General features: G+C 44.2%; 22 protein-coding genes, 1 tRNA gene and 1 pseudogene. 7 read left to right on the top strand and 17 right to left on the bottom strand.

The annotated features are described in order from the left end of the window. Window positions 1–266: 266 nt before the first annotated feature. Complete coding sequence (locus ACZ2XM_RS11360; protein ID WP_490589302.1) at window positions 267–950, bottom strand: c-type cytochrome; 684 nt, start codon at window positions 948–950, stop codon at window positions 267–269. A 338-nt stretch (window positions 951–1,288) separates the two neighbouring features. Between ACZ2XM_RS11360 and ACZ2XM_RS11355 the strand changes: the two genes are divergently transcribed. Further along, window positions 1,289–1,366 (top strand) — tRNA-Arg (locus tag ACZ2XM_RS11355). 314 nt (window positions 1,367–1,680) lie between these two features. Here the strand turns inward: ACZ2XM_RS11355 and ACZ2XM_RS11350 are convergent. Then, window positions 1,681–1,941 carry a hypothetical protein gene (locus tag ACZ2XM_RS11350; RefSeq protein ID WP_490589303.1) on the bottom strand — a complete coding sequence of 87 codons (261 nt, stop codon included), beginning with the start codon at window positions 1,939–1,941 and terminating at the stop codon, window positions 1,681–1,683. 364 nt (window positions 1,942–2,305) lie between these two features. Next, complete coding sequence (locus ACZ2XM_RS11345; protein ID WP_490589304.1) at window positions 2,306–2,614, bottom strand: hypothetical protein; 309 nt, start codon at window positions 2,612–2,614, stop codon at window positions 2,306–2,308. A 705-nt stretch (window positions 2,615–3,319) separates the two neighbouring features. Here ACZ2XM_RS11345 and ACZ2XM_RS11340 point away from each other — a divergent pair. Further along, window positions 3,320–3,664 (top strand): DMT family transporter, encoded by a 345-nt coding sequence (locus tag ACZ2XM_RS11340; protein WP_490589348.1) that lies wholly within the window; start codon window positions 3,320–3,322, stop codon window positions 3,662–3,664. Window positions 3,665–3,702: 38 nt separating this feature from the next. Here the strand turns inward: ACZ2XM_RS11340 and ACZ2XM_RS11335 are convergent, their stop codons facing one another. Further along, window positions 3,703–4,080, bottom strand: a complete 378-nt coding sequence (locus ACZ2XM_RS11335) for a hypothetical protein (RefSeq protein ID WP_490589305.1) — start codon at window positions 4,078–4,080, stop codon at window positions 3,703–3,705. Window positions 4,081–4,253: 173 nt separating this feature from the next. Here ACZ2XM_RS11335 and ACZ2XM_RS11330 point away from each other — a divergent pair, with 173 nt between their 5' ends. Further along, complete coding sequence (locus tag ACZ2XM_RS11330; RefSeq protein ID WP_490589306.1) at window positions 4,254–5,021, top strand: NAD-dependent deacylase; 768 nt, start codon at window positions 4,254–4,256, stop codon at window positions 5,019–5,021. An 8-nt stretch (window positions 5,022–5,029) separates the two neighbouring features. Here ACZ2XM_RS11330 and ACZ2XM_RS11325 read toward each other — a convergent pair whose 3' ends face one another. From ACZ2XM_RS11325 to ACZ2XM_RS11315, 3 genes are all read right to left on the bottom strand, one after another. After that, window positions 5,030–5,560: a TPM domain-containing protein gene (locus tag ACZ2XM_RS11325; protein ID WP_490589307.1), complete on the bottom strand. Its 531-nt coding sequence runs from the start codon at window positions 5,558–5,560 to the stop codon at window positions 5,030–5,032. A 125-nt stretch (window positions 5,561–5,685) separates the two neighbouring features. Beyond that, window positions 5,686–6,867, bottom strand: a complete 1,182-nt coding sequence (locus tag ACZ2XM_RS11320; protein ID WP_490589308.1) for a TPM domain-containing protein — start codon at window positions 6,865–6,867, stop codon at window positions 5,686–5,688. A 230-nt stretch (window positions 6,868–7,097) separates the two neighbouring features. Next, the gene (locus tag ACZ2XM_RS11315; RefSeq protein ID WP_490589349.1) at window positions 7,098–7,736 is read right to left on the bottom strand and encodes a LemA family protein; all 639 of its coding nucleotides are present in this window, start codon (window positions 7,734–7,736) and stop codon (window positions 7,098–7,100) included. An 859-nt stretch (window positions 7,737–8,595) separates the two neighbouring features. Between ACZ2XM_RS11315 and ACZ2XM_RS11310 the strand changes: the two genes are divergently transcribed. Then, on the top strand, window positions 8,596–10,125 hold the full coding sequence (locus tag ACZ2XM_RS11310) for an alanine/glycine:cation symporter family protein (RefSeq protein WP_490589309.1): 1,530 nt from the start codon (window positions 8,596–8,598) through the stop codon (window positions 10,123–10,125). Window positions 10,126–10,273: 148 nt separating this feature from the next. Here the strand turns inward: ACZ2XM_RS11310 and ACZ2XM_RS11305 are convergent, their stop codons facing one another. Continuing rightward, entirely contained in the window at window positions 10,274–10,813 is a 540-nt protein-coding gene (locus tag ACZ2XM_RS11305; protein ID WP_490589310.1) for a fasciclin domain-containing protein, read from the bottom strand. Between the two features lie 497 nt (window positions 10,814–11,310). Between ACZ2XM_RS11305 and metH the strand changes: the two genes are divergently transcribed. Next, complete coding sequence (gene metH / locus ACZ2XM_RS11300) at window positions 11,311–15,117, top strand: methionine synthase (RefSeq protein ID WP_490589311.1); 3,807 nt, start codon at window positions 11,311–11,313, stop codon at window positions 15,115–15,117. A 147-nt stretch (window positions 15,118–15,264) separates the two neighbouring features. On the opposite strand, the gene ACZ2XM_RS11295 is transcribed toward metH, so the two are convergent. Both ACZ2XM_RS11295 and ACZ2XM_RS11290 read right to left on the bottom strand, forming a co-directional pair. Beyond that, on the bottom strand, window positions 15,265–16,200 hold the full coding sequence (locus tag ACZ2XM_RS11295) for an Abi family protein (protein WP_490589312.1): 936 nt from the start codon (window positions 16,198–16,200) through the stop codon (window positions 15,265–15,267). Window positions 16,201–16,398: 198 nt separating this feature from the next. Continuing rightward, window positions 16,399–16,737 carry a virulence RhuM family protein gene (locus tag ACZ2XM_RS11290; protein ID WP_490589313.1) on the bottom strand — a complete coding sequence of 113 codons (339 nt, stop codon included), beginning with the start codon at window positions 16,735–16,737 and terminating at the stop codon, window positions 16,399–16,401. Between the two features lie 215 nt (window positions 16,738–16,952). Between ACZ2XM_RS11290 and ACZ2XM_RS11285 the strand changes: the two genes are divergently transcribed. Further along, window positions 16,953–17,621 carry a hypothetical protein gene (locus tag ACZ2XM_RS11285; protein ID WP_490589314.1) on the top strand — a complete coding sequence of 223 codons (669 nt, stop codon included), beginning with the start codon at window positions 16,953–16,955 and terminating at the stop codon, window positions 17,619–17,621. Window positions 17,622–17,791: 170 nt separating this feature from the next. Further along, window positions 17,792–18,718, top strand: coding sequence for a bile acid:sodium symporter family protein (locus ACZ2XM_RS11280; RefSeq protein ID WP_490589315.1), 927 nt, complete (start codon window positions 17,792–17,794; stop codon window positions 18,716–18,718). Between the two features lie 221 nt (window positions 18,719–18,939). Here the strand turns inward: ACZ2XM_RS11280 and ACZ2XM_RS11275 are convergent, their stop codons facing one another. The 7 genes and pseudogenes from ACZ2XM_RS11275 to ACZ2XM_RS11245 form a co-directional block, all read right to left on the bottom strand. After that, window positions 18,940–19,875: an Abi family protein gene (locus ACZ2XM_RS11275; RefSeq protein WP_490589316.1), complete on the bottom strand. Its 936-nt coding sequence runs from the start codon at window positions 19,873–19,875 to the stop codon at window positions 18,940–18,942. Window positions 19,876–20,111: 236 nt separating this feature from the next. Then, window positions 20,112–20,204, bottom strand: a pseudogene (locus tag ACZ2XM_RS11270) (DUF2256 domain-containing protein); the annotation flags it as partial. 76 nt (window positions 20,205–20,280) lie between these two features. Next, the gene (locus tag ACZ2XM_RS11265; protein WP_490589317.1) at window positions 20,281–20,451 is read right to left on the bottom strand and encodes a DUF2256 domain-containing protein; all 171 of its coding nucleotides are present in this window, start codon (window positions 20,449–20,451) and stop codon (window positions 20,281–20,283) included. A 69-nt stretch (window positions 20,452–20,520) separates the two neighbouring features. Beyond that, window positions 20,521–21,489 carry a Xaa-Pro aminopeptidase gene (locus ACZ2XM_RS11260; RefSeq protein WP_490589318.1) on the bottom strand — a complete coding sequence of 323 codons (969 nt, stop codon included), beginning with the start codon at window positions 21,487–21,489 and terminating at the stop codon, window positions 20,521–20,523. Window positions 21,490–21,705: 216 nt separating this feature from the next. Beyond that, complete coding sequence (locus ACZ2XM_RS11255; RefSeq protein WP_490589319.1) at window positions 21,706–22,221, bottom strand: META domain-containing protein; 516 nt, start codon at window positions 22,219–22,221, stop codon at window positions 21,706–21,708. Between the two features lie 350 nt (window positions 22,222–22,571). Beyond that, window positions 22,572–23,624 carry an esterase/lipase family protein gene (locus ACZ2XM_RS11250; RefSeq protein ID WP_490589320.1) on the bottom strand — a complete coding sequence of 351 codons (1,053 nt, stop codon included), beginning with the start codon at window positions 23,622–23,624 and terminating at the stop codon, window positions 22,572–22,574. Between the two features lie 199 nt (window positions 23,625–23,823). Then, window positions 23,824–24,876, bottom strand: coding sequence for an esterase/lipase family protein (locus ACZ2XM_RS11245; RefSeq protein WP_490589321.1), 1,053 nt, complete (start codon window positions 24,874–24,876; stop codon window positions 23,824–23,826). Between the last annotated feature and the right edge of the window lie 40 nt (window positions 24,877–24,916).

The raw sequence follows: 24,916 nt of genomic DNA, 5'->3' as shown, positions 1-24,916 counted from the left end.
GAATCTTAAAGACATACAGTGAGGTTCATTGATAAGTATTTCAAGACACTGCTTTACCTAACCTATTGAGTTACTGACCAAACCTCTGGCAAACTACCGTACAATTTTACAAAGCTAGAGTAATAGCCCTAGCCGCTATGATAAAGACCAGTAAACCCACCACAGCAAAAAGCGCTTACTCTACAGAATAGAATAAGCGCTCTTAGCAGAATCAGACAAAAAACAGCGATTGGCGTAATCGCCTTAAGTCTAAGCTACCCCAGCAACTAGCTGGCTTCAGAAACCATATAATCGACAGCGTTTTGTACTTCTTCATCATCGATATCCGCGCCACCTTTTGCAGGCATAGCGTTAAAACCATTGATGGCATGATTGTACAAAGTGTCTTTACCTTTGCCAATACGTGGGCCCCAAGCGCCAGCATCACCTAACTTAGGCGAGCCTAGCAGACCTGTAGCGTGACACGTGTGACAAACCGCATCATAGACCGCTTTACCATCACGCGGCTCACCATCTACTGAACCTCCGGCGGCTCTCACAGTAATATCACATTCTTCGCCTTCAAAGCAGACGTTACCAACAGGCTCAATGCGGGCGATCAATTTAGGATATAGCGCCATAAGCTTCTGAACTTGCGGAGTGTCTACTGGGATAGGTTCTTCATCAGCAGCGGCAGCCACCGGGGCAGCTTCAGCGGCGGCAGCATCTGTACCGTCAGCAGCAGCTTCAGTGCCCTCTGCGGCAGCGTCGGTTTCTGCAGCGGCATCCGCTTCTGCGGCAGGAGCATCCGTAGCCGCAGCTTCTGCAGCAGCCGGCTCAGCGGTAGCCACTTCGGCAACAGGCTCGGCGGCTGGGGTGGTCTCTTCTGCTTGGCTAACGGCTATTCCAGACATGGCTAACAAGGCAGCTGCTGATAACATGGCAGCTGTTTTAATGGCTGTTTTTTTCATGCGTCACGTTCTCTTATTACGAAAGCCAGTGGCTGGCTGTGGCGGCATAGCGGCGTTAGCGAGCGAACTTGGCTTCGGTGAACATAAATTATATAAATTCTCCCTAGTATTATAAGGGAAAAGGGTACCAAATTGCCATGCCGGATTGATGACTAAGTGGATTTTCGTAAAAAACTTCTTGATATGGCGTCTTATATTGGCTTTTAGTGGTTTATTTGCTAGACTAGGCGGTCTGCAAATCTGCTATAAATACGACCTGTATTTATTCAGCGCTCCATGGTTCACTGTTGTTAGCTTACGGCGAGCAATAAAATCATATTGAAGTATCTCGCTACATCGCGCCCGTAGCTCAGTTGGATTAGAGTATCGGCCTCCGAAGCCGAGGGTCGTGGGTTCGATTCCCGCCGGGCGCACCATATTTTTCAACTTAATTTTTATTCAAGTTTCGCCTCAAAGATTATATTGTTTGAGGTTTTTTTGTGTCTAATATTTCTCTTAAAGCCTTTATCTACAAGGGCTGTCTGTTGTGTCTTTATCAACCTTTAAGAAGTAGCCTACTCTGTAATAATGTCATCGGGATAAGTTTGCTTGCAGGACTTATGCAGAAAACTATAGCTATAAAACTAGAAAGGATTTTAATCCTAAACTCTTTCTGATTGCAGTCATGGTTTAAATTAAAATTAATCCATTAGTACGAATCTACTTTTTAAAGCTTTGTTAAAACCAAAATTCAGTTTGGCGTTTTAAATTTGTAGTTTGTGTTTTTAACACACTCACTATAAATTTCACTGTCAATTTTTTCATTGTAATTCTGTTGCAATAATTTTTTGGCTATGTTTTGTTGTTCATTAATGCATGATTTTCTTTTCTTATACCAGGCAGTATTGCTGATATCTTTATTACAATTGATGTCATAGCCACAACTAGGCCCAGGAAATACACAACCTGAAAGAAACACCAATACCGCAATAGAATTAATAAGGTTTTTCATTATATTTGAACTCCACATTACTACTTATGCTGACTAAGTCTTTGGTATTCATTAGCTTCAATCTATTAGTATAAATCTGATTAAGACGATGACTTAGTTTGTGGTCTTAAATTTGTATTTTGTGTTTTGTATACAGCTATTTCCTATTTCACTATCTACTTTGTCAGAATATCTGTCTGTGAGAATTTTTTTTGCAATACTCCTTTGAGTGCGTTGGCATTCATCAATATTTTTAGACCATGTAGGGTCTATTTGACTACAATTCCAGTCTCCTAACTTACAGGGAAAACATCCTGTTAATATCAGACACGACATCATGACAACGTTAATCTTAATAAGGCTTTTCATTGTAATTACTTCCTTGTTAGGAGTTTTTAGGGATGACTAAAATAGTAGCAGAAGGCTTATTTCCATTAACTGGTTTACCCCATTTTTCCTCATATTTGATTCTTTCTTGATTTATTATTCTTTGGTTTCCAGGAACAATATTTCCTCGTTTATCCACATAGTTCGTTCTAGTAGAATCCATAAGGTATTGGGTAGGTACTTCTGCATAGTAACTACTATGCGAATAACAGCCCCAACACTCGCCCCCTGTTAAAGCATCATTGCCTGTGGCATAGCTTACCGCTGCTCCTAATTCAAGCTGTCCATTCTTGTGAAGAGTTTTCAATATCTCGATAATAGATTGTGATAGCCCTCTATCACTATAGCTAGAACTACCAATAAAATTAAGACTAATAAAACAATAATGGTAGCTTTTTTCATCACTATATCCCTTTGAAATTTTTTTATTTGTTATCGTTAAATTTCTTCAATGCTTTATCAGATATCTCTTTTTCTTTTTTATCATGAAAAGCATTTCCTATTATAGAATTATCGTTTGTACCTGTACGTGCAAGCTTCCAAAAAATTTCTGCGCCGAACCCAGAGGAACGGTAACTCCTAATACAGTTGTTGTTACGGGTACTCACCTTCTATCTTCTAAACTGGTTGTGTCCCCTTTTCCGCTACCAAAATCTATATAAGAGTTTTTACATCAAAGCCTTTTATTATATGGGCTAGAGGCGGCATTCACGCTTCTTATTTCATCGCCAGAGGCTTATAATCACCTTTATCTATTAGATGTTATAATCTATCAAAGTAACTTATACCCCTCTTTACTATTTATCCACTAGTCAAAGCTATTTCATCTTGACCTCGTTTAATTCAACGCTAACCCGCTATTGCCAAAAATATTGCCAAGTCGCAAGGTGTAAGTGAAGGTATTATCGGGTATAAATTTTAAAATATAGCTATTACAATACTACGTCAGGCCGGCTGTCTTTACTGTACCCTGCTGCCTCCTATCCTTTTTTAACCAAGTGAAGCACTTATGATGTCTCCGACGACAATTGCCTATGGCTACCTAGGCCTTGCTATAATTTGTGAAGTGCTTGGCACCACCTTTATGGCAAAATCTGCCGAATTTACCCGTCTGGCTCCGACCGTGGCGATGGCTGCCTTATATGGTATCTCACTGTTTTTTTTAGCCAAGTCCCTCAGGGTCATTCCACTGGGCGTGGCTTATGCGATTTGGGGCGGCTTGGGGATTGTATTGACGTCTATCGTAGGGCTGTTTATCTTTAAGCAGTCTCTCGGCTTGCCGGCGATATTGGGAATTACGCTGATTGTCACTGGGGTGGTGGTGTTAAATATATTTTCTAATACCGTGCCGCATTAGCCTATAGATGCTTGCGCGGTTGGCTCAAACCTTACTCATTAAGAAGACTTAAGGCTAGCTTGTACCGTTTGCTTCAGTACTTCATCATTGGGTAATTTATGAAAATTGATAACCATTGCCTCACCGAGTTGGCGACTGCCCGCCTTAAGCTTTTTATCCATCGTGAGCATCAGACGCTGATTCTGGCCATCCTGCACTAAGATGCGATTGTGCTTTACGGTTGTAGTCACATTCGGCAGATGCCTATTTAGCAACTGATCCAGCTTTACGATATCAGCTGTCGGCGGCGCTACCGGTTTAATCTTATCTTTTTGCGAGCTTTTATTGTCGCGACGACTGAGCGCTATCGCAAATAATACTCCCACAACGACCAGCACGATAATTAGCCACCACCCCCCACCTAATGTCATCGTCATATCCTCTATTTTTCTGCTATGGTTAATGAGTAAAACACCAGTATATCGCCTATCCTCTAGGATTTCACCACCAACTCAGGAAACCTAAAGTGTGACGCTTTCATGACTGACAAGTAGCCTGTAATAAACTATTAGTAAATTTCTCAAATATAATTTTAAAAAAGGACATTGCCATGACTTTAGATGCTCATACTGACTTAAGCAAAGCGGTTTATGTGCTCAATAATGCCCAGCGCATTTGTATTCTGACGGGCGCAGGCATTTCTGCAGAAAGCGGTATTCCAACTTTCCGAGACAAACAAACCGGGCTGTGGGAGAATTTTCGGGCAGAAGACTTAGCGAGTATCGACTCCTTTGAGCGAAATCCCGCGTTGGTTTGGTCGTGGTATCAATGGCGCCGCGGTGAGGTGAAAGAGAAACTACCCAATCCTGCCCATCAAGCCTTAGCCACTTGGCAGGCTCAAGCTAGTGAATTGGGCCACGACATCAGTCTAATTACCCAAAACGTAGACGACCTACATGAGCAAGCCGGCAGTCAAGCGACTCATTTACATGGGGAGTTATGGAAGAATCATTGTAGCGTATGCGGCAAGACGCATGAGGCAGATATTGATACGGCGACGACCGAGCTGGTGGCCTGTACGTCGTGTGGCGGTAAAGTACGCCCGAGTATAGTGTGGTTTGGAGAGATGCTGCCGCAAGAGGCATGGCAAACGGCACAACAGGCGGCAGAAGCCTGTGACGTGTTTATTAGTATTGGCACGTCTAGTATGGTTTATCCGGCGGCTGGACTGGCCCAATCCGCTAAGCAGAATGGTGCCACAGTGATTGAGATTAACCCACAGCCCACAGACAGTGGTCTTGTGGATATACAACTGCCTTATCCCGCGGGTCAAGTCTTACCTGAAATAGTGGTGCAACTTAGCCAAGCTAAAAATTAAAATAGCCGCTATTTTATGTACATCACCGTATCTGACAGCTCATTGCCAGCAGGGTCATGCTCTAGATAGTAATACTGTCTTAAGAGCTGACCTATCTCGTCTAGCAGCTCGGCGAGACTGGCTTCTACTTTCTTATTTTTGATGCCCGCGATAGCTTTATCACACATCGCTTGCCAGACCGTAGGACTGACGTGCTCACTGATCCCTCGGTCTGCGATAATCTCTAAGTCATGCTCGCAAACGTTGACGTAGACCAATACGCCGGTATTCTCTTCGGTATCCCAAACACGGCATAGGCTGAACAACTCAATAGCACGCTCATGACAACTTTGATGATAGGCATTGCCAATAGGTAAATGGTTTTCGATGACCAAAAATACCTCGCCGCGATGGCCTATTTCAGCCTCAGTGACTTTGGCAGTTAGGCGTTGCCGAGCATCAGGTGTAATCCATTTGCTATGCAAAAAAGGGACAAACATCACTTGTCGCCACCAACGCGCAAAGCTTGGCTGGGTCGGCTGTGAATGTAATTGTTCCATTAAAAATTCCTCAAAATAATACGAGCTGTTTTTTATTAACTGCTACACGGGTTAGCGATGGGGCTTGGACAGTAAGTTATTGAACTAGCTGCCCTAGCCATGGAGTGAATGAAAGTGAGGCCTAGCTACCAAGAGCCGCCTGCCCCACCACCACCGAAGCCACCGCCGCCGCCACCAAAGCCACCGCCGCCGAAACCACCACCACCAAAGCCGCCGCCTCCGCCGCCACCAAAACCACCGCCTGGTAGGAAGATGAAACCACCACCGCGGCCGCCACGACCCCCTCGGCCGCCACCACCGCTCCCTTTAGCGATTAAGAACATCCATAAGAAGATGGCCATAATCAGGGTCATAAAGAAGCCACCACCCAACGCTAGCGAGCCAAAGAAAAACCCCCCGGCGGTTAAGATAGAGCCTAAAATACGACCAAAGATAGAGGTGATCACGCTACCAAAAATCATAGCGATAATGAATAAGAAAATCGGCGATGGCGAGCCTTCCATGTCATTTTGACTTTGCGTCCGTTCGGCAGCTTGGGCATCCGCTCGCGCCAACACATCAGGATCTGACGTTAACCGCTCTTGAATGCGGTTAATACCAGCAGAAAGACCACCAGCATAATCATTTTGTTTAAAGGCTGGCGTGATATTTTCACGGATAATGCGATTGAGCGCGGCATCAGGTAACACCCCTTCTAGGCCATAACCTGACTGTATATATAAATCGCGATCATTCACCGCGACCACTATGAGCAAACCGTCGTCCGTATCCGCATCACCCAACTGCCATTTTTCAGCAGCCTTTAAAGAGTAATCAAAGATAGGAATGCCATTGGTGGTAGGCACTATAACTAACGCAGCTTGGGCCAACCCTTGATCGTAGATACTGCGCAATTGAGCCGTTAAACGCTGCTTCTCTTGCGGTGTTAAAATACCCGCTTGGTCGACGACAGGATTATTTAAAATCAGTTTGTCTACGGCTACCCCTTCCGCACTTGAGCGGCGTGGCGTAACGGTAGGCGTCGCAGTAGCTTCCGCCGTTGCAGAATTTGAGTCGGCATCAAACTCAGCCGCATTAGGCAGCGCCTCACGAATCGCCTCATTGCCCAGTACTGCATCATTAATCGCTTCGTTACTTTGACCCGCTTTAGAGATAGCGACCAAATCCTCAACACTACGATCCACTAAGGGCTGTGATTGCGCGCTACTTGCCGCAGCAGTCGCCTCATTAGCGGCAAAACCTACTGGCGCATACAGGGTACCCCACGCTATGAGTATTGCAGTTAGGCATGGCTTAAAGTTTCGCATGTTGATCTCTACCACCTAATATTTTACTTATAGTGACGCGCCTAACGAAATGGGCGCGAAAAACTAATATTTTTTATTTGTTTGCTTATTTACTTTGCCAACAATGTGCCAAAAAAAACGGTAAGAGCTATCCCCGTTCCAAGATTCATCTGACTATTCTTAAATCTCATCAAAGGTCGCCTTACCGTTTTGTCTAGCCCACTACTGTATATACACACCCAGCATAGCGCTTATTCGCCAAAGTCGACTTCAGGCGCTTTTGAAATTTCTTCTTCATTAGCGACCGTAAAGTTCGGCTTCGCATCCATACCAAATACTTTGGCAGTAATATTAGTTGGGAACTGACGAACCGTGGTGTTATAACTCTGCACTTCATCGATATAGCGTTTGCGCGCTACCGTGATGCGGTTTTCCGTGCCTTCTAGCTGAGCTTGCAAGTCTTGGAACAATTTATCGGACTTTAATTCCGGATAACGCTCAGATACCGCCATCAAGCGTGATAAGGCGCTGCCCATCTGAGCTTGTGCCGCTTGGAAGCGTTCCATAGCTTGTGGGTCATTTAAGACCTCTGGAGTCACTTGGATACTGCCCGCTTGTGAGCGTGCTTGCGCCACTTGGGTAAACACCTCTTGCTCTTGGTCAGCGTACTGCTTAACCACTTTGACTAAGTTTGGCACCAAGTCATCACGGCGCTGATATTGGTTGACCACTTCAGACCAAGCCGCAGTGACTTGCTCATCTTGGGCTTGTAAGCCGTTATAACCACAACCGGTCATACCGACCGAAGACACGGCCAATATCGCACTCAACATCATTGGCTTTAGTACGCCAGCGCTTTTTTTACGCTGAGCTGAGTCTGTGTGTTGCATGTTCATCCTATTTCTCTCCATAAAAAGACCGCTATTGCCGCTAATAATAGTCCTGCCTCTATAGCCATAATGGTAACTTTATAGCTAAGGCAAGCTTGCGGACAGTCGGTCAAGGTCTTAGCAAGTTATAATTACTCTAATAATGATACCACTTTAGTCATATTACAAATTGTAGTTACTAAAAATAACGCTTTGGCCGCTTAAATCGATATTTTCTAACGAAAATATTCACCATATTAACCACTTAGTCTGAGTTATTAACACTAGACGTCTGTTTGCTTTAGTGCTTTATTCATAAGGTTTTGCGCCCTTATCGGAGCAGGCGAATACTATAATAGTTTTGCTAATTTTAATAAACTGACGATTTGCTAAAAAAATTCTAGTATTTGTTTTACTTTTGTGGCAAATTGCAGTTACTTAGGCGTACTTCCCAGTTACATTGGGTTAGTTTATTAACACAAACTAGGACACACACCCGTATATAACTTAAGTATGCCTGCTTAATTGTATGTTTTATCGTCTGTTTTATCCGCTGGTCCATTCTGTATGCTGCTTCGATTACCATCTGAAGTCATGTTAACTAGACTAGCCGATAGATACAGTTCACTAAATGTTTTATCTTAACGACCTCTAGGCATAACTGCTAAGTCAACGCTACTCTGAGTCACCTTACTTTGTTCATTACGACGCTTTGTTAAACAGTAATTTGTGAAACAATCCTTTGTTAAACAGTTAGTGAATCAGGTGGTCTTGGCCGCCCTAACTTGCTTAACGTAGCTTGCTTCATAGGATGTGACAACTGCGCTGACTCGGTTTTCGAGTATTGAGGTTATAAAAGGATAATTTTAGGAATAATAATATGGAAGCTTTGGTCAACGTTTTTAACGGGATTATTTGGAGCCCCGCTCTAATCTATCTGTGCTTAGGCGCAGGACTATTTTATTCTATCTTGACGCGCTTTGTGCAAGTGCGTCTGTTCGGTGAGATGATTAGCCTATTGTTCAAAGGCAAATCAAGTGATCAAGGTATCTCCTCATTCCAGGCTTTGGCAGTATCACTCGCCGGCCGTGTTGGTATGGGTAACATCGCTGGGGTTGCAGCAGCCATCGGTTTTGGTGGTCCAGGTGCCGTATTCTGGATGTGGGTCGTGGCCTTCTTAGGCGCTTCTACTGCTTATACAGAATCTACTCTAGCGCAGATCTATAAAGAAAGAGACATCGTTACGGGCGAGTACCGTGGTGGCCCAGCTTATTACTTCGAAAAAGCTTTAGGGCAAAAATGGTATGGTATCTTATTTGCCATCTCATCCATCATCGCTTGTGGTATCTTCTTACCAGGCGTACAGGCTAACGGCGTTGTCAACGCTACTGCGCAGGTATTGGGCGAAGGCTCAGTCATCAACTTCCTAGGTATGGAAGTCGGTATCATTCGTTTAGCTGCACTAGCAGGTATCTTGTTAGTCCTAGCCGTCATCATCTTTGGTGGTATCAAGCGTATTGCTACGTTCACTGAATACGTCGTACCGTTCATGGCTATCGGTTATATCTTACTAGCGCTCATCATCATGTTCAGTAACTTCTCACAAGTCCCTGAAGTATTTGGTTTGATTATCGGTGATGCTTTCACAGCCCAAGCAGGTTTTGGTGCTGCGATTGGTTGGGGTGTAAAACGTGGAGTTTACTCTAACGAAGCCGGTCAGGGTACAGGTCCTCATGCGGCCGCTGCTGCTGAAGTTGACCATCCTGCACAGCAAGGTTTGGTACAAGCATTTTCAGTTTATGTAGATACTTTACTGGTTTGCTCTGCCACAGCATTTATGATTTTATCTACAGGCATGTATAACATTCAGGGCACTAAGCCTGATGGCGAATTCATCCTACAAAATGTAGATAAAGCCACTGAAATCAACTCTCCAGCCTTTACCCAAATGGCGATGGAATCCGTTTATGGTACTTTCGGTAATACCTTTATTGCCATAGCCGTATTCTTCTTTGCCTTTACTACTATTCTTGCTTACTACTATATCGCTGAAGTCAACGTCACTTACTTGACGCGCTTTATCGGCCGTGGTGCGCAGAAAACTGGCCTATTTATCGCTAAAGTACTAATCATGTTGATGGTAGCTTACGGCGGTCTTAATAGCGCAGGCTACATCTGGGGTATCGGTGATATCGGTGTTGGCTTGATGGCTTGGTTGAACATCGTAGGTATTTTGGTTATCTTCTTTATCGGTAAGCCTGCTATTGCTGCGCTTAAAGATTACGAAGCCCAGCGTAAAGCCGGCGTTGCTCGCTATACTTTTGATCCTGCAAAATTCGGTATCAAAAACGCCCCTTACTGGGAAGAGCGTGTGCGTAGAGCTGAAGAAGATAAGCATAACATTCGTTAATACTCGGTTGTTATGACTGTCTGAATTAAAAAAACCCGATACTCAGTTGAGTGTCGGGTTTTTTATTGCGCCATCTTAAGTTATAACTAACTTAAATTTCTGACGCTAATACGTCTTAGAGAAATATTAGTTTCTATTATTATAGTTTCTATGGAAGCAGTACTTTATCAATAACGTGCACTACCCCATTACTAGCAGCAAGATCAGTCTTAACCAATTTCGCCATACGGCCTTTGCTGTCTTTAATCATCATTTGCGGGGTTACCGTAAATTTCGCATTACTGACAGTAGTGACCATACCTGGCTTCACATCTTTGGCATACATAGCCATTGGAGTGCTAACCACATGGTAAGACAACACTTGCTGTAGCATTGGTTTATTTGCCAATAGCTGGGCTTTGGTCATCCCTGTTTCTTGCAACAAGCTAGCAAAAGCGGCGTTGTTTGGTGCAAATACTGTGTAGTGTGCATCTGGGTTAGATAAGACATCTACCAAGCCAGCCTGCATAATAGCTTCTACTAAAATTGAGAAGTCTGGGTTGCTTTGTGCCAATTGCACAACATTCATTTTTGCCATAGGTTGGGTATGAGCTGGCATAGTCTTAGTAGGCATCATATTATTACAAGCTGTTAAGCCACCCATAGCTACCGCTGCGGTACATAACATAGCAATCTTTAAAGTCTTCATAATTTATCCTTAATTTCCTGAAGTGGTTCATCAGCCTATCAATGTCCCTGATGAAATAAAAACGTTAAGTAAACAACAATGATTAGTAAATTAATATTAATAACCACTTTTGATTATTAAGATTAATTTAATTTAATAGCCGTTGTTTCGCAACTTGTGTTTTATGAATTTATGTTGACTCTATGTAAATAATGCAACCAGATTTGATGCTAACTTAAATACGTATTTATCTTGGCTTATCAGCTATTCATCTCTCCCTCTCACCATTTCAGCACGCTTATTATTCTCTCGCCTTGATAAGGTATGTTTAACTGGGCATTTGCCACCTTCTATATACTATATAGTCTCTAAATTCAGCAAATTATGACTCATCAGCAATTATGCTTAGGTCATGGCTATGCTAAACTAGGTCGTTACATTGTTTAGCATTCTGTATGGCACGCTACTGCTCGCCTGCCCCTTATTTTTCGTTTTCTTGACTCGTATAAGACATCGTTATGACCAAATGCTCTCACTCGCCCGCCGCCGCTACTGACGCCCCTGCCCAGCCTATTAATCACGACCCCAAGGCTTTTGTACTCACCCCACCTGAGGTGCTGCCATTTAAGACGCAGCAGCTGACGGCACGAGAACGCATTGTGGCGCAGTTAGATCAGCGTATCTTAATGCTCGATGGCGCTATGGGCACGCAAATCCAGACCTATAAGTTGCAGGAAGCAGACTATCGCGGCGAGCGCTTTGCGGACATCCCGCAAGACGTACAGGGCAATAACGATCTGCTGGTATTAACCAAACCTGAGCTGATTAAAGCCATCCACACCGACCATCTGAATGCCGGTGCCGATATTATCGAGACCAATAGCTTTAATGGTACGCGCATCTCGATGGCCGACTACAATATGGAATATCTCGTCCCTGAGATTAACCGTGAAGCGGCCCGTCTAGCTCGTGAAGCAGCAGATGCGATGACCGCGCAGAACCCAGAAAAGCCGCGCTTCGTCGCCGGTGTCTTAGGCCCAACTTCACGCACCTGCTCACTGTCTCCTGACGTCAATGACCCAGGGTTTCGTAACGTCACCTTCGATGGTCTAGTGGATAACTATACCGAGGCCACCTTAGCGCTGATTGAAGGCGGTGTAGACCTTATTCTTATCGAAACTATCTTTGATACGCTGAATGCGAAAGCCGCTATCTTTGCGGTGACTGGCGTGTTTGAGATGATTGGTTATGAGCTGCCCATCATGATATCGGGCACCATTACCGATGCTTCAGGGCGTACGCTTTCGGGGCAAACAGCCGAGGCTTTCTATAACTCTATTCGCCATGCCAAGCCGCTAAGCGTAGGCTTTAACTGTGCATTAGGCGCCGATGCGCTCAAGCCCCATATTCAGACCTTATCAGACATCGCCAATACTTATGTCTCTGCGCATCCTAATGCGGGCTTGCCCAACGAATTTGGAGAGTATGACGAGACGGCTGATGAAACCGCGGCGCTACTGCATGGCTTTGCCAAATCGGGTATCGTGAATATCGTCGGCGGCTGTTGTGGTACAACCCCAGCACATATCGCAGCTATCAGTAAAGAGATGGCGAAATTCCCACCCCGTAAAATTCCTGAAATTGCGCCAGCCTGCCGTCTATCGGGTCTAGAGCCTTTTAACATTACTAAAGACAGCCTGTTCGTCAACGTCGGTGAACGGACTAACGTGACCGGCTCGAAGAAATTCTTACGTCTCATCAAGACCGGCGAGTTTAACGAAGCGTTAGATGTCGCCCGTGACCAAGTCGATGGCGGCGCGCAGGTCGTCGATATCAACATGGATGAGGGTATGCTCGACTCCAAGGGAGCGATGATTCACTTCCTTAACTTGGTCGCTAGTGAGCCAGATATTAGCCGAGTGCCGCTGATGATTGACTCCTCAAAGTGGGACATCATCGAAGAGGGACTGAAGCGCACGCAAGGTAAAGCCATCGTCAACTCTATCTCGCTGAAAGAAGGCCATGAAGAGTTCGTCGAAAAGGCCAAGCTATGCATGCGTTATGGGGCGGCGGTCATCGTCATGGCGTTTGATGAAGACGGTCAGGCGGACACTTACGAGCGCAAAATTCAAATCTGTAAGCGCAGCTATGACGTGTTAGTCGATGATGTTGGCTTCCCAAGTGAAGATATCATCTTTGACCCGAACATCTTCGCGGTCGCTACCGGTATCCCTGAGCACAATAACTACGGCGCAGACTTTATTAACGCCACCGAATGGATTAGTAATAATCTCCCCAATGCTATGGTCTCCGGCGGGGTCTCCAACGTCTCTTTCAGCTTCCGTGGCAACCCTATTCGCGAGGCCATCAACGCGGTATTCCTTTATCACACCATCAAAGTCGGCTTGACCATGGGTATCGTCAACCCAGCCATGCTTGAGGTCTATGATGAAATCCCGAAAGACGCGCGCGAAGCCATCGAAGATGTGATGTTTAACCGCAATCAAGGTGAGACGGGGCAAGACGCGACCGAACGCCTAATGAGTATCGCTGAGAGCTACCAGGCTGGCGGTAAGAAAAACGATGGCACGGTCGATTTATCTTGGCGCGAGCAATCGGTAGAAAAACGTATTGAACACGCGCTGGTAAAAGGCATCACCACTTATATCGATGCGGATACTGAAGAGGCGCGCCTCAAGTACCCTAAACCCCTCGATGTTATCGAAGGACCACTCATGGACGGCATGAACGTGGTTGGCGACTTATTCGGCGCCGGTAAGATGTTTTTACCACAAGTCGTTAAATCTGCCCGCGTCATGAAGCAATCGGTCGCTTGGCTCAACCCGTACATCGAAGCGGAAAAAGTCGAAGGTGAGGCCAAAGGTAAAATCTTGATGGCCACGGTCAAAGGCGACGTGCATGATATCGGCAAAAATATCGTCGGCGTAGTACTCGGCTGTAATGGCTATGATGTCGTCGATCTAGGCGTGATGGTAGCTTGCGATAAGATATTAGACACCGCTATCGCTGAGAAAGTCGACATCATCGGTCTATCAGGTCTGATTACTCCCAGTCTCGATGAGATGGTCTATGTCGCTAAGCAGATGCAAGAGCGTGGCATGACCTTGCCGCTGATGATTGGCGGCGCGACGACCTCAAAAGCGCATACGGCAGTGAAAATCGAACCGCAATATCAGAACGATGCCGTCCTCTATGTGAGCGATGCCTCACGAGCAGTGGGCGTGGTGACTAAACTACTCTCAGCGGAACACCGTGTGAGTCTAATTGAAGAAGCGCGGGAGGAATACGCCAAAGTACGCGAGCGTCTGGCCAATCGTAAACCGAAAGCTCCCAAACTTAGCTATGCCGAGTCTATCGAGCAAGGCTTCCAGTTTGATTGGGAAAGTTACACGCCACCAGTCCCGAATACTTTGGGCCAAGTGATTTTTGACGACTACCCTATCGATAATCTTATACCTTATATTGATTGGACGCCGTTCTTTATCTCATGGGGCTTGGTCGGCAAATACCCTAAAATCTTTGCAGATGACGTGGTGGGTGCAGAAGCCAAAGACCTGTTTGGTAATGCGCAAGATCTACTGCGTAAAATGATTGATGAAAAACTCATCAGCGCCAAAGGTGTGTTTAAGCTTATGCCCGCCAGCCGCACAGGTCATGATACGGTGACGGTCTATGATAAACCCGTCAGTGCAGGTGGTCAGCCTACTTTCCAATTTGAGCACTTACGTCAACAGTCCGATAAAGCCAGTGGTAAGCCGAACTATAGCCTGGCTGACTTTATCTCACCACTCAGTGAGCATGACGACTATCTTGGCGGGTTTACCGTCTCTATCACTGGTGCCGAGCCGCTAGCGACCGAGTACAAAGAAAACGGTGATGACTATAGCGCTATTATGGTACAAGCCCTGTGTGACCGTCTTGCGGAAGCCTTCGCTGAGCATCTGCACGAGCTAATCCGTAAAGAGTACTGGGGCTATCAAGTCGATGAGTCGCTCACCAATGAAGAGCTAATTAAAGAGAAGTATGTTGGTATTCGCCCTGCTCCTGGCTACCCTGCTTGCCCTGAGCATACGGAAAAAGGCAAACTCTTTGAGTGGTTAGGTACGACCGACGCTATCGGTACTATCTTGACCGAGAGCTTTGCGATGTGGCCGGCCTCTAGTGTGAGTGGTTTCTATTATTCGCACCCAGAGAGTACTTACTTCAACGTGGGTAAGATCGATCAAGAGCAACTGGCGGATTATGCGGAGCGTAAAGGCTGGGATATGAAGACAGCTGAGCGTTGGTTGAGTCCGAATTTGTAGACTTACAAAATTCAACCTACTTTGTTGAAGGAAGCTTGCTTACAACATTAGCATTTGCTATTATTAATTTAACAGCACCGCCACCTCTATCTACTACCTCTGGCAACATTGGATTAGAAAACGTGGCGGTTTTCTATTGCTTAAGTTTTAGTTATTAGCCCAATCTAGCCACTGTGTAAACCCTAAACCATCCAAAGAGATTGCTTTATTATTAGGATTAGGGAACTCTAGCAACAGGTTTTTAACCTCAACGCTCCACATAGAGTTTGGGTTAATAATCGTTAGTAAATATTTAATCATCAGCAAATAAAAGAATAATCTTTTGTTGTCCGCTGAGGATAGTCCCATAATACTTTTATCCATTCGTGCAATAACATCTATATTGGCATTCCATAAACGTCCATGATGCGCACAAATATTGCGTATATAGTTGAGCGATCTAAGCCAACTCTCAAAAGTTTTTGCATTATTGACACCATATGATTGAGCTATTTTTCTTTGTTGAACTCCTTTCAAACCAGAATACAAGACCGATATTGAGCCGAAGTCTAGCACCTCTATACCGACCCAAATAGGTACATTGGTATAATTATCTGTATGATGCTTAATAAATGGAGTCTTATGAGCTATCCGAAGCTGCAGAGTGTATTTCTCTAGCCATTTTTCATAGTGTATTCTTTTCTCTTTACCTCTTTTATCATTTTTTTCTACAAATTGTTGATTAAAGTTGTTTTTATCGAAATGTGCAATTGGGCTAATTCGGCCTAAGCTATAGGTTATATTGGTTCGTACTGACATCTCTATACTTTCAAGTGCTCGTAAACACAAAAGACGTAATTGCTTATCAAATAAATAAATGTTTAAAATATTTTCGAATGTTGTATCTTGAACGAAATTATCACTTCTTGACGAATCAAGCATCATTTGACGAAATGGATACCAGTAACCACTTAGACGATAGTAATTAATATGCGCAAGAATGTGCTCTGCTTTAGCTTTATCTATAAAAGTCATTCCACGACTCTCAAGTATAGTTAATTGCTGGTTTATAGACTGCCACGGCTTACAAGCTTGTTGATTCAAATTATCCACATCCTTTTTTTAACTATAAAGAGTCTCTTAATAATAATTAATTTATCATATTATATGAACCGAGATGATAATTAACCTCTATATAGATAACTTTATATTATTTAATATGCATATATTTGGCTTATAACAATAATACTTTAAATGATAATTAGACATGAAGCGGATATTAAAGACAATCCAGTATTGCTACTAGATAAAACCGAAGCCTTTACCGCGCATATGTACGAACTGATTCGTAAAGACTGCTGTAGTTATCAAGTTGACAGGTCGCTCACCCTCTTTCTGAACTGTCGCAAATTTTGCGACAGTTGCCTCTTCATCCAGCTCGCCTTCTTTAAATACGTTATTAATGTGTTTTCCGACTGTTTTGACATCCCGGTCAAACAGCTCTGCTAATTGATGTCGATTTAACCATACGCTGTCATTATCAAACTGGACTCGAATGTCAGCCTTACCGTCTTCGCCTTGATAGATTTCAATATTGGAAAGGCTGTCCTTTGAAGGGTTATTCTTATTATTAGTAGTCATGGTTTATCCTTACGTTTTATTTACTCTACCACTATTTAAAGTGGTTTACTTGACATGAAAACTGACGAACTGTTTGTGTCATATGCTAACCCTCACCATCACAAAGCCCCTTTAAGCTAATAAAAACGATATTATGGCCTGACCTTAGTTATCAGTAACCCTACAACTTTTAGCCAAAAAACCTAATTTCATCAATTAAGGACGCAAAAAATAAAATGACCCAAGACCCAACCGTATTACCCCAAATCAGCGACCTACCCACACCCGAGATTCTCTATAAAACCTGCCAAAGCCTAGCCATGCTGGATGCGATATTGGACCCTGCAGGAAATTTTCGCTACTTTGGTTTTGACCAATATTGGGATGACCAGCAAGCGATGGCTGAGATGCGTGACGGCAATGGCTCGCACTACTTTATTATGCTCAGTAATATGAAGGAAGACACGCCCCCCTATGCCGTTGGCAAGCTGTTTGCCAAATCCTTAACCCAAACTACCAGCGCACCTGATATTACCGCTAGCGCCAATAATGCCCCACTACGAGACTTTTTAGATGAAGAGTCTTTTGCCCACCAGGAAGCTAGCTTATATTTTTATCAGTTGGCCACTGAGAGCGCTTGGTCAGCGACACCCGCTATGGAAAACATTCCATTTTTAGGATTTTTAGCGCATAAAGAGCTGGCCTATATCGCTTGGGCACGTGATTATTATCAACCCGATTTCGAGCCCGATAGTGAAATTACTATCGATGAGCAAATCGTCGCCGACATCTTTGCCCATAAACCTTTGAATAAAGACATGGTGCAGCGCTTAAATCCGCTAGTGAATATCGCCCAATTGGTCGAAGACATCTTAGACATTGGCTACCCTGTAGATATGGGTTAGCACTAACCTTCAGTCGAATAAACCAAAAATACCGAGACGATAGCTCGGTATTTTTTTAGATATAAATCAGTCTTGGCGTAGATAACCTACTAACTGCCTAGTAAACTTAGGTAAAATTAAACCCACTTATCTATAATAGATGGCTTTAGCCAAATAAACAGGGATGACCCATGAAGCAAATCGCCGCCCTATCAAGTTGGATTGGTAAAACTTTTGCACTTTGGGCGCTAGTGAGTGGTGTACTAGGGTTTTTCTTTCCGGAAGTCTTTGCGCCGTTGGTGAAATTCATTGTCCCTGTGCTAGGGCTGATTATGTTTGGTATGGGCATGACGCTCAATATCGATGATTTCTTGACGATTATCAAACGCCCGAAAGCCATCATAGTGGGGCTATTAGCGCAATTTACCTTGATGCCTCTGATTGCCTATTTATTAACAGTGGTCTTTCATCTCGACCCTTTTATCGCTATCGGCGTGATTTTGGTAGGCTGTTGTCCCGGCGGCACCGCCAGCAATGTCATTACTTTTTTGGCCAAAGGCGATGTGGCGCTGAGCGTCTCTATTACTTCGATCGCTACGGTCTTAGCTCCCGTCTTAACGCCACTTTTACTCAAATTATTTGCCGGTCAATTAATCGATATCGACTTGGCCAGCATGATGCTGACCATTACCAAAATCGTTATTTTACCGATAGTTTTGGGTATTGTGGTACATCGCCTATTGGGTAAAAAGATTGCAGTAGTCACCAGCATCTTGCCGCTGTTTTCAGTAGTGGGTATCGTGGTGATTGTCGCGGCTATTATTGCTGCCTCGAAAGCCACTATTTTAGACAGTGGCGCCATGGTGTTTTTGGTAGTTGCTCTACATAACTTAATTGGTTTTGCGCTTGGTTATTTAATCGCCCGCGCTTGCGGTTTCACTGAACGCCAACGCCGCGCCATCATGATCGAAGTGGGTATGCAAAACTCAGGTTTAGGGGCCGCCTTAGCCGCTACTTACTTTAATCCCGTCGCCGGTCTACCGAGTGCTATCTTTAGCGTCTGGCATAACTTTAGCGGGGCTATTGTGGCTAATATCTGTTCTCGGCGGGATAAGTAAAAAAACTATATTAAAGTTTATAAACCTGACTATTTTTTAAGAATAGACCAGTTATATCTTTAGACAACATTTTCGTTCAAGCTATAAGTTTACAAAACTATCTTGTTTGCGATAATAGCGTTTGCTATTATTAGCTCAACAGCACCGTCACCTCTACTTATTGGGCATGTCTCGATAAGAAATGTGGCGGTCTTCTTTTTTTTGTCTACAGAATACCTAAACTAAAGCTTCCAATCTTGCCAGCTTCTAAAGCCCATATCTTCAAGAGAGATTGCCTTATTACTAGGTATGGGGAATTGGGTACATAACAACTCAACTCGCGCATCCCAATTAGCACGAGGATTAATAATAGCTAACAAATACTTCATCATACATAAATAGAAAAATATCTTTTTTCTGTTTAATGAATGCCAATTATCACTCTGATTGGACTTTTTTGCTGGTTTCGCGATATTAGTGTTCCATAGTCTAGAATGGTGAGCACAGATATTTCGTACAACGTTTAAGGAATGAATCCAACTAGAAAAAATACTTTCATTTATCAAGTACTTACCTGCAATCTCTTGACGCTGCTTATATTTCATTCCTGAATACAACATGGAGATTGAGCCAAAATCTAATACTTCAACTGCAACCCATATGGGTATACCCTCGTAATGTTGTAAATGATGCTGAACCAGAGCTTGTTTTTTTGACCGGTTTATTTGCTGATGATAACGCTCCAGCCATCGTTCATGTCTAGAAAAACCTAGACGCTTATCAAATTTTGTAAACTCTCCATCTAGATATCGACTGTCCAAATGAGCCTCAGGATCTGAGCGCCCCAACACATAAGCTATGTCAGTTCTCAAAGCCATTTCAATGCGCTCTAATGCATCTAAGCAAATCAATCTTAATTTCTTATCAAACTGATAAATATCTAAAATATCATTAAAATTAGTTTCTGCTACAAACTTATCATGTCTCATCTTATTATTCATTGGTTGTCGAAAAGGATACCAGTATCCACTTAACCGATAATAACCAATACAAGATAAATAATGCTTTGCGCGCTCAAAATCTTTGATAACTAGGTCTCTTCCTTGCAAGAGAGTCAGTTGCTGATCAAAAGAATACCACTTCTTAAGAATACGTTTTTTACTTTGATGAGGGGTCATACATTTCTCTATTAGGGATAATCAAGTATTAACAGAGTAAAAAACACCTAATATTTAAGCTAATGTGCTTGTGTTTTTAAACCACTATACATCTACAATTACGCTAATGATAGAAAGCCCATATCGTCAAATTCTTATTATAGATGACGCTCTAGCAGACTAATTAACCTTAACTAATTATAGTACTAGAGTTTTTTAGAGCTCCCGATTTACAAGTTTTAATTCTTTTACACAGCTTACTCTTTCCAGTTATCATCCTTACCACTTCGCCGACAGCGCTCAGAGCAATAAATTACCTGATCCCAATCACGCTCCCACTTCTTGCGCCAAGTAAAGGGCCGCTAGCATACGGGGCCAGTCTTCTGTGGTAAATTGATTTTTTTATGCGCCATAGCCCAGCCCTGCTCACATTTCTTTGCCCTGATGGTCTAAATTCTCATACTTTTTGACGCGGCGGCACTGATCTGAGCAATAGACCATATCATCCCAATTTTTATCCAATCTTTTGCTCCAGCTAAACTCGCGAAAGCAAACCGGGCATTCTTTTTTGCGGACGTTCTTTTTTTTGTGCGCCATAAGGCTCTCATTTCAGTATTATGATCCTGATAATAACATGCCTTGATGCTTGCTCAGACTGAAAACCAGCTAGCGCCCCCAAACCGGTGCTCGAGCCGTAGTCCCTACCCCACTAGAAATGGTATAGCTCGCGCCCCCATTTAATGAGCGAATCACTAAACTGCCGCCTTCCGGCCCACTACGCACAGGATACACCGCATACTGACCACTAGGCGATAATCTGGCGGGTTCATCAAGACCGGTTTCTGCCAAGTTAACCACTTGCCCAGTAGCGAGCGACATCACTGCAGCTTGGCGACCATTCAGATACCCCAGCTTGCTGCCGTCCAGACTTAGCTGCGGGCTGGCGGCATAGCCTGACGTGGGTATCCGCTTCGCCTGCTGGGTGGCAAAGCTATAACGATACAGTTGCGGCTTGCCCGCGCGGGCCTTATCACTGACATAGACAAAGCTACGACCATCGGGCGCATAGCTCGGCTGCACCTCGGTGCTGGGCAACGTCGTGAGTTGTTTAAGACTGCCATCACTCAACTGCAGCTCATAAATATCGGCATTACCACCCACCGTTGAGCTATACAGCAGCTTGCTGCCATCTGCCGAGAATGAAGGAGATAGATTGCTGCCCGCCGCCCCCACCGCTTTAAAGACGGTGTTATCTGCCAGGTTATAGACATAAATAAAAGGATAGCTCGCGGTGGTCTGCACGCTATAAGCTAGCTTGCTACCATCCATAGACCAAGTCGGCGCATAGATATAGCCATTGACCGAAGTGAGCAACTGACGATTACTGCCGTCAGGGCTAATCATATACAGTGCTGAGTGCTTGTTAGTCCCTGAGCCCTGCTCCTCGACATAGGCAATGTGGCCTTGGCGATCGATAGCGGGCATACCAGCCGTTAAAGTAGGGTTAATTGACGGTTGCACAACCGTCTGTCCTACCCCATTCTGCAGAGTCGTCGCACAGCCCGAAGCTAACAAGATAAACACCGTCAAACTAGCCGTTTTAATTAGCATCAATTTGGCTTGAGCCTGAGACATAGTAAGCTCACAATAATTGGTTAGTAAGCCTGTAATATAATAGACCTAGTGGTAAAAAGCGACTGCCTTACTCGTATTATTAAACTTATAAAATTTCCATAAAAAAACACCGCCATAAGTAATGACGGTGTTTTGCTGCAAGGATTTATTAGATTAAAACTTTAAAACCAACTTACAGAAGATCTCGGTTAATAACTAGGTTGATAATAACAAGTCTTATTTTTTAACCGCTTTAAAATGAGCAACGGTATCTTGACCTTGGATAGTCAACACTGGTGCTTGTTGGCCTTGCTGTGACACGCTGTATTTACCTTGAACAACGGCCATAGTCGCACTATCAAATTTAGCTTCTGGCTCTGGGCAAGACATCATGGTGCTTAGCGCGTTGTTTAGCTCTACGCTACCATTACGGATGCTGTAAGCCGCACCTAAGTTATTGCACGTGTTCACGAATGAAACACGGTCTTCATTGCTTTGGTTGGTCACTTCAGTCGTGAATTTTAGCGTCAATGGCTTAGCTGGGTTATAGAATAATGGCGCAATTTTCGTACCATCGGCACGTTTTGCGTCTACTAACTGCCAATCGTAAGCTTGTAGAATTTTTGAGTTAACCGGTTGAGCGGCACCCATATTTTGGTCTGGTGTAGATGGCGTACTTGGCGTGGTTTGGCAACCCGCAAGGGCGCCAACAGCGATAGTAGCAGTCAATAGAGCCGTGGTTAAATTTTTCATAAAATAGTCCTTAAGTTATTGCTAAATATATTAATTTATCTAATGGCGCTATTATGGATTCAAACCCTGCCAATGTCATGGCAGTTATGTATGACAACAGAGACAACTGTGTTTGCTCTGTTAGGTGTTTTGCTACCATCTATTGTCAGGGACAAGATAACCTGCTAACACTTTTAAATATTTCAATGACTTAAATAGGTTTATAACTAATAGACTTATAACGCTGTCCCCCTTATAAATCGTCTAAATAGCAAAAACCCCCACTATCATTACGATAACGAGGGCTTTTATCATTAGTCAGGCTGTTTATATTTACGTTGATGCTAATAGCTCTTCAGCTCAACTATCCCTTAATACCCCGCGTTTTTAAGGCGGTTGGCTTGGGTGCTATAGACCGTAAGCGGATTGGTCTCTAACAAAGAGCTAAGGCCAAACAGCTGGTTAATCGTATCTAAGTGGTTCATACGATAGTCATCACGAATCACATAACCCACTCGAGCAGTACAATGATCGACTAGACCATCATTCGGGATACCATTATGCGTCAAGGCAGCTAATGACAGCACATAATCACTGGCATCTAACACGTTGGTGAGGTTGCCGGTCCCAGCCCAAGAATAATACGGCACTCCATTGGGAGCTTTTGTCGCGGTTGGCTGGCCACAATAGGTAGCAGGCACGGGGGCCGGATACTTAACATTAAAATCGACTACGCTGGCTGTATTGGTGGTATTGACAAAGTTTAGTGCGCTTTGGTCTTGCAGCTGATCTAAGGGAACCCCTGATAGCACATCTTCACTAAAACCTACCGCTTCGACCGCTGCGATCAATATTTTGCTGCCTAACTGCACCCCTGGGTTGTCATTCTCCAATAGATTTTTTTTGATAAAGTCACTGGTTAAGGTGCCTTGGTTAGGGCTAGAGACTTCGGTCACTGAGGCCACTTTTTTTGGCGCTACAGTCGCGACATAACGAGTATCAATCCCGCCTTGGCTATGACCCATCAAGTTGACTTTCGGCGCGCCCGTGATCGCCGTAATATAATTAACCTGTTTGAGCAGCTGCTCACCGCGTACTTCTGAAGAGTTGACCGAAGAGGTCTTGGTCGCAAACACCTCGGCGCCGTTTCTCATATAAGTTTGCGGCACACCATTAAAGTAATCGTAAGAGCTGATCAGTCGGTTCCAGCCAAAGAATCCATGCACCATGACGATAGGATATTTGGTGGCATTGTAGCTGGTGGTGAGTATTCTTCTATCGACTTTCTTACAGCTGGTAGGCGCATCGCACGTATAGTACGAGCCACTCGCAGACGCAGAGGTTGAGCCCATCGCTAGCAGGCCGATAGTAGAGATAGCGGCACTGGCGGACAGCAGCTTGAGACGGCTGGGAATTTTTTTCATTGATTATACTTCCTTGTAGTAAACAATAAGTGGAACAAAACAATAGCGGTGAACACAGCCTTGATTAACAGTCAGCCATGCTGCTGTTAATGTTATCAGGGCTCACCACGCTGCATTAGGTCATGGATGGCACGAACTATTAGCAGCACTCACTCCTTGAATACTGCTTTTTATTAAAGATTAAGGCCTAATCTAAGGGTTAATAGCCGGCATTTTTTAGACGGTTTGCTTGGGCACGATATACCGTCAATGGATTGGTTTCGAGCAATGACGATAAGCCAAACAACTGATTGATAGTATCTAGATGGTTCATCTGGTAATCATCACGAATCACATAGCCCACCCGAGTAGAGCAATGATCCACCAAGCCATCGTTAGGCACACCTTTGTGCGTCTGACCGGTCAATGCTAGTACATAATCACTGGCATCTAAGACATTGGTGACGTTGCCTATCCCTGCCCAAGAATAGTAAGGGATACCATTAGGCGCTTTGGTTGAAGTAGGCTGGCCACAATAGCTCGCAGGTAGCGGCGCAGGATACTTCGCATTAAAATCAGCACTGGCCTTGGTGGTGGTGGTGGTCACAAAATTAAGACTGCTTTGGTCTTGCAACTGGTCTAGGGGTACGCCAGACAGAATATCGGAGGACACCCCGACAGCTTCGACCGCAGCGATCAACACTTTGCCACCCAACTGATTGGCTGTCGCCTTATTATCGATCAGGTTCTCCACCACAAAGTCACTAGTGCCTGAGCCTTTATTAGGGCTGGAGACTTCAGTTACCGTGGCGACCTTAGACGGCGCTACCGTAGCGATATAGCGGCTATCAATCCCACCCTGACTATGACCCATCAGATTGACTTTTTTGGCGCCAGTAATAGCGGTCACGTAGTTAATCTGTTTAAGCAGTTGCTCGCCGCGCACCTCTGATGAGTTGACCGAAGAGGTTTTGGTAGTAAAAACATCAGCACCATTACTCATTAACGTTTGCGGTACGCCATTAAAATAGTCTAAAACACCAGCCAGACGATTCCATCCCAAAAAGCCATGCACTAACACGATAGGATACTTAGTATTGTTATAACTGGTGGTTAGATATCTTTTATCGACCTGTTTACAGCTCGTCGGCGCATCACAGGTGTAATACGTGCTGCTGGCAGAAGCGGAAGTTGAGGTCATAGCTAGCATCCCCATAGCAGAGATAGCTGCACTGGCAGAGAGTAGCTGAAAACGATTGGCGGGCTTCTTCATTGTTCTGACGTCCTTGTGTTTAATAATAGGGTCTGTACGC

Source organism: Psychrobacter sp. CoH-33_TS_01, from assembly GCF_058189395.1.
The sequence above is the reverse complement of the archived record's forward strand: the minus strand, read 5'-3'. Positions and strand labels throughout refer to the sequence as shown.

What these genes read in the sequence shown, in the direction of transcription:
- ACZ2XM_RS11250 (WP_490589320.1), bottom strand. Translation starts at nt 23,624, where the DNA reads ATGAAAAAAATTCCCAGCCGTCTCAAGCTGCTGTCCGCCAGTGCCGCT.
- ACZ2XM_RS11350 (WP_490589303.1), bottom strand. Translation starts at nt 1,941, where the DNA reads ATGAAAAACCTTATTAATTCTATTGCGGTATTGGTGTTTCTTTCAGGT.
- ACZ2XM_RS11285 (WP_490589314.1), top strand. Translation starts at nt 16,953, where the DNA reads ATGACCCAAGACCCAACCGTATTACCCCAAATCAGCGACCTACCCACA.
- ACZ2XM_RS11280 (WP_490589315.1), top strand. Translation starts at nt 17,792, where the DNA reads ATGAAGCAAATCGCCGCCCTATCAAGTTGGATTGGTAAAACTTTTGCA.
- ACZ2XM_RS11275 (WP_490589316.1), bottom strand. Translation starts at nt 19,875, where the DNA reads ATGACCCCTCATCAAAGTAAAAAACGTATTCTTAAGAAGTGGTATTCT.
- ACZ2XM_RS11360 (WP_490589302.1), bottom strand. Translation starts at nt 950, where the DNA reads ATGAAAAAAACAGCCATTAAAACAGCTGCCATGTTATCAGCAGCTGCC.
- ACZ2XM_RS11335 (WP_490589305.1), bottom strand. Translation starts at nt 4,080, where the DNA reads ATGACGATGACATTAGGTGGGGGGTGGTGGCTAATTATCGTGCTGGTC.
- ACZ2XM_RS11325 (WP_490589307.1), bottom strand. Translation starts at nt 5,560, where the DNA reads ATGGAACAATTACATTCACAGCCGACCCAGCCAAGCTTTGCGCGTTGG.
- ACZ2XM_RS11245 (WP_490589321.1), bottom strand. Translation starts at nt 24,876, where the DNA reads ATGAAGAAGCCCGCCAATCGTTTTCAGCTACTCTCTGCCAGTGCAGCT.
- metH (WP_490589311.1), top strand. Translation starts at nt 11,311, where the DNA reads ATGACCAAATGCTCTCACTCGCCCGCCGCCGCTACTGACGCCCCTGCC.
- ACZ2XM_RS11340 (WP_490589348.1), top strand. Translation starts at nt 3,320, where the DNA reads ATGTCTCCGACGACAATTGCCTATGGCTACCTAGGCCTTGCTATAATT.
- ACZ2XM_RS11290 (WP_490589313.1), bottom strand. Translation starts at nt 16,737, where the DNA reads ATGACTACTAATAATAAGAATAACCCTTCAAAGGACAGCCTTTCCAAT.
- ACZ2XM_RS11305 (WP_490589310.1), bottom strand. Translation starts at nt 10,813, where the DNA reads ATGAAGACTTTAAAGATTGCTATGTTATGTACCGCAGCGGTAGCTATG.
- ACZ2XM_RS11320 (WP_490589308.1), bottom strand. Translation starts at nt 6,867, where the DNA reads ATGCGAAACTTTAAGCCATGCCTAACTGCAATACTCATAGCGTGGGGT.
- ACZ2XM_RS11315 (WP_490589349.1), bottom strand. Translation starts at nt 7,736, where the DNA reads ATGCAACACACAGACTCAGCTCAGCGTAAAAAAAGCGCTGGCGTACTA.
- ACZ2XM_RS11265 (WP_490589317.1), bottom strand. Translation starts at nt 20,451, where the DNA reads ATGGCGCACAAAAAAAAGAACGTCCGCAAAAAAGAATGCCCGGTTTGC.
- ACZ2XM_RS11310 (WP_490589309.1), top strand. Translation starts at nt 8,596, where the DNA reads ATGGAAGCTTTGGTCAACGTTTTTAACGGGATTATTTGGAGCCCCGCT.
- ACZ2XM_RS11255 (WP_490589319.1), bottom strand. Translation starts at nt 22,221, where the DNA reads ATGAAAAATTTAACCACGGCTCTATTGACTGCTACTATCGCTGTTGGC.
- ACZ2XM_RS11330 (WP_490589306.1), top strand. Translation starts at nt 4,254, where the DNA reads ATGACTTTAGATGCTCATACTGACTTAAGCAAAGCGGTTTATGTGCTC.
- ACZ2XM_RS11260 (WP_490589318.1), bottom strand. Translation starts at nt 21,489, where the DNA reads ATGTCTCAGGCTCAAGCCAAATTGATGCTAATTAAAACGGCTAGTTTG.